Here is a 4,460-nt window from a genome sequence, read left to right on the forward strand (position 1 = left end):
TCAGCTGCGTCTTGGTATGCGTCCATTGGGGGGCATGTGCAGACGAGGTTTCGGTCGCCGTATGCGTTGTCGACGCGGTTGACGGGGGACCAGTATTTGTCGACGCCCATGGAGCCCGGCGGGAAGCAGGCTTGCTCGCGGGTGTAGGGGCGGTCCCAGTCGCCGACCAGATCGCGCACCGTGTGGGGGGCGTTTTTCAGCGGGTTGTTCTCCGCGTCGATCTTGCCGTCGATGATGTCCTGCGCCTCGGCCCGAATGGACAGCATCGCGTCGCAGAAACGGTCGAGTTCCGCCATGGGTTCCGATTCCGTCGGCTCGACCATCAGGGTTCCGGCAACCGGCCAGGACATGGTCGGGGCGTGGAAGCCTGAATCGACCAGACGTTTGGCGATGTCGTCGACGGTGACATGCGCCTCGGCGTCCAGCGGACGGGTATCGAGGATGCATTCATGCGCCACACGGCCCGTTTCCGAGGTGTAGAGGATCGGATAGGCATCGCTCAAGCGCGCGGCGATGTAGTTGGCGTTCAGGATCGCCACCTTGGTCGCCTGGGTCAGACCCGCGCCACCCATCAGCAGCACATAGGCCCAGCTGACCGGCAGAATGGACGGCGAGCCGAACGGCGCCGCCGAGACCGGACCCACGGCGGTGCCGTATTCCGGGTGGCCGGGCAGATGCTCGGTCAGGTGCGCCTTGACGCCGATCGGACCCATGCCGGGGCCGCCGCCGCCATGCGGGATGCAGAAGGTCTTGTGCAGGTTCAGGTGGCTGACGTCGCCGCCAACATCCCCGGGACGCGCCAGACCGACCATGGCGTTCATGTTGGCGCCGTCGATATAGACCTGACCGCCGTGATCATGGGTGATCTGACAGACCTCCTGCACGGTGGTCTCGAACACGCCATGGGTCGAGGGGTAGGTGATCATGCAGGCGGCCAGATGATCGGAATGCTTCTCGGCCTTGGCGCGGAAATCCGCGAGGTCGATATTGCCGTTCTCATCTGCCTGCACCGGCACAACCTGCCAGCCCACCATCTGCGCCGAGGCCGGGTTGGTGCCATGCGCCGAGGTCGGGATCAGGCAGACATTCCGCTGCCCTTCGCCGCGGGCGAAGTGGTAGTTGCGGATGGTCAGCAGGCCCGCATATTCGCCCTGCGCGCCCGAGTTGGGCTGCTGCGAGATCGCGTCATAACCGGTGATCTGACACAGCTTGTCGTTTAGATCCGCAATCATCTCGTGATAGCCCTGCGCCTGATCTTGCGGCACAAACGGGTGCAGATTGCCGAACTCGGGCCAGGTGACCGGGATCATCTCGATCGTGGCGTTCAGCTTCATGGTGCAGGACCCCAGCGGGATCATCGCGCGGTCCAGCGCCAGATCACGGTCGGCCAGACGGCGCATATAGCGGGTGATCTCGGCCTCGGCCCGGTTCTGGTGGAAGATCGGGTGGGTCAGATAGGTGCTTTCGCGTAGCGCGTAATCGGGCAGGCGGTACTGCTTGTTCGAGCTGTCATCCTTGCGGTCGATGCCGAAGGCACCCCAGACGGCCTCGATGGTCTCGGGGCGGGTCTGTTCGTCCAGGCTGATGCCGACCTTGGTGTCGCCGACCTTGCGCAGGTTGACGCCACGGGCCACGGCGGCCTCCATGACCGTCTTCTGCAGATGGCCGACCTCAACCGTGATGGTGTCGAAGAACACTTCCGGCTCAACCGAGAAGCCCGCCTCTTCCAGACCAGCAGCCATGCGCGAGGTCTTGCGGTGCACCGATTGCGCGATGGCCTTGATGCCGTCGGGGCCGTGATACACGGCATACATCGAGGCAATGACGGCCAGCAGCGCCTGCGCGGTGCAGACGTTCGAGTTGGCTTTCTCGCGGCGGATATGCTGTTCGCGGGTCTGCAGCGACAGGCGGTAGGCCTTGTTGCCGCGGCTGTCGATGCTGACACCGATGATCCGGCCCGGCATCGAGCGCTTCAGCTTGTCGGTGGTCGCCATGTAAGCGGCGTGCGGGCCGCCATAGCCCATCGGCACGCCAAAGCGCTGGGTCGAGCCGATGGCGATATCCGCGCCCATCTCGCCCGGTGACTTCAGCAGTGCCAGCGACAGGATGTCGGCGGCGACGATGGCGATGGCTTTGTGCTCGTGCAGTGCAGCGATTTCCTTGGTGAAGTCGCGCACATGACCGTGGGTGCCCGGGTACTGGAAGATCGCGCCAAAGACGGCGCCTGCATCCAGCGTGTCCGGATCGGCAACCTGCACGTCGATACCCAGAGGCTCGGCGCGGGTCTTGATCACCGCGATGGTCTGCGGGTGGCAGTTCTTGTCGACAAAGAAGGCCGCGTTGTTGGCCTTCGACCGCCCGCCGCGCTTGGCCATTGCCATCGCTTCGGCCGCCGCGGTGGCTTCGTCCAGCAACGAGGCGTTGGCCACGTCCAGCCCGGTCAGGTCGCTGACCATGGTCTGGAAGTTCAACAGCGCCTCAAGACGGCCCTGGCTGATCTCTGGCTGATAGGGGGTGTAGGCGGTGTACCAGGCCGGATTTTCCAGGATGTTGCGCAGGATCGGCGCCGGGGTGGTGGTGCCGTAATAGCCCTGACCGATCAGCGAGGTCAGAACCTTGTTCTTGCTCGCCACCTCTTTCATGTGGAACAGTGCATCGCGCTCGGTCATCGCCGGACCCCAGTCCAGCGGCTCTTTCTGCCGGATCGCAGGCGGGACGGTGGCGTCGATCAGCTCGTCCAGCGTCTTGAAGCCGATCACCTTGAGCATGTCGCGCATCTCGGTCGGCGACGGGCCAATGTGGCGGCGATTGGCGAAGTCATAGGCTTCGTAATCAGTCAGTTTGAAGGCCATTTCAGCGCTCCTGTCGAATAGGTCAGGTCCGGCCGGGCAGGCAGCAGCCTCCGGCGGGGGATGGGGGCCGTCCCGGAACCTGTCCGATGAACAGGTTCAGGCCCGAGCGGGTGGAGCCCCGGAAACAGGGCTCCGAAGTCGTTTAGCCGATGAAGGCTTTGTAGCCAGCTTCGTCCATCAGGTCTTCCAGCTGCGATGCGTCGCTGATTTTGATCTTGTAGATCCAGGCTTCGCCCTCGGGATCTTCGTTCAGCGAACCGGGGTTGTCGGCCAGCGCCTCGTTCACTTCGGCGATCTCGCCATCCACCGGGGCGTACAGTTCCGAGGCCGCCTTGACGGATTCGATCACGCCGATCTCGCCGCCCTTTTCGAACTCGTCGCCTGCTTCCTGCTGCTCGACGAAGACCACTTCACCCAGCTGCTCGGCGGCATGCGCAGTGATGCCCAGAGTGGCCGTGTCGCCCTCAACGGTCAGCCATTCATGCTCTTCGGAATAATAGGTTGCCATGTCTCTCTCTCCTGACTTCAACGCTTGTAATTCTGTTTGACGAAGGGCAGCGCCACGATCTCGGCCGGTTGCGCCTTGCCCCGGATGATCAGGTTCACCTTCTCGCCCGGCTCGCCATGGCCTTTGCTCACATAGCCCATTGCCACCGGGCCGCCGACCGTGGGGCCAAAGCTGCCCGAGGTGATCTGACCGATGGTGTTGCCCTCGGCGCATTGGACTTCCACGCCCTGACGGGCCGGTGCGCGGCCTTCCGGCTTGATGCCCACCAGCTTGCGCGCGGCGCCTTCGGCCAGTTCCTTCTGAACGCGATCGGCACCCGGGAAACCCCCTTCTTCCTTGCGGCGCTTCTGGATCGCCCAGCCAAGGCTGGCCTCGATCGGCGAGGTGCTCTGGTCGATGTCATTGCCATAAAGGCACAGCCCCGCCTCCAGCCGCAGGCTGTCGCGCGCGCCCAAGCCCGCCGGTTCGCAATCCTCATGGGCCAAAAACGCCTTGCTGATCTCGATGGCCTTGTCCTCGGGGATCGAGATCTCGTAGCCATCCTCGCCGGTATATCCCAGGCGCGAGATGCGGCACTCGGCGCCGTTGATGTCAGCCACGGTGGTTTCCATGAACTTCAGGTCGCGGGCGGCAGGGCAGAGCTCACCCACCACGTCCTCGGCCTTCGGGCCCTGCACAGCCACCAGAGCACGATCGAAGATCTCGGTCACTTCGACGCCGTCCAGATTGTCGCGCATATGCGGAATGTCCTGATGGCGCAGCGCCGCGTTCACCACCACAAAATAATGATCGCCCGCATTCGACACGATCAGGTCATCCATGATCCCGCCTTCGGCATTGGTAAAGAACCCGTACCGCGCCTTGCCTTCCTTCAGCGTCGCATAAGCCTGCGGGCACAAAGCTTCCAGCTTCTCACCCACATCCTCGCCCCGCAGGATCACCTGACCCATATGAGACACATCAAACAACGCCGCCTTCTCACGGCACTGCTTATGCTCACCCATAATCCCCAGCGGATACTGAACAGGCATCTCCCATCCAGCAAAATCAACCATCTTACCGCCCAACTCAACATGCAACGAATGCAAAGGCGTGCGCTT

Annotated in this window: 3 protein-coding genes; all 3 read right to left on the minus strand. The window is 63.3% G+C overall.

Features of this window, described 5'->3' with window-relative positions; genetic code table 11:
- The coding region (gene gcvP, locus ABLN94_RS24410; protein WP_352997283.1) for an aminomethyl-transferring glycine dehydrogenase at positions 1-2,852 on the minus strand (2,852 nt) is incomplete at its 3' end.
- Positions 2,853-2,994: 142 nt separating this feature from the next.
- On the minus strand, positions 2,995-3,360 hold the full coding sequence (gcvH, locus tag ABLN94_RS24415) for a glycine cleavage system protein GcvH (protein WP_352997285.1): 366 nt from the start codon (positions 3,358-3,360) through the stop codon (positions 2,995-2,997).
- Positions 3,361-3,377: 17 nt separating this feature from the next.
- Positions 3,378-4,460: glycine cleavage system aminomethyltransferase GcvT (gene gcvT / locus ABLN94_RS24420; protein ID WP_352997287.1), on the minus strand; the 1,083-nt coding region annotated here is incomplete at its 5' end.

It is taken from the genome of Ruegeria sp. SCP11 (assembly GCF_040329455.1).
In the GTDB taxonomy this organism is placed as follows: Bacteria; Pseudomonadota; Alphaproteobacteria; order Rhodobacterales; family Rhodobacteraceae; genus Ruegeria; species Ruegeria atlantica_E.

Coding starts and splice junctions, on each gene's coding strand:
- gcvH (WP_352997285.1), bottom strand. CDS start 3,360: ATGGCAACCTATTATTCCGAAGAGCATGAATGGCTGACCGTTGAGGGC.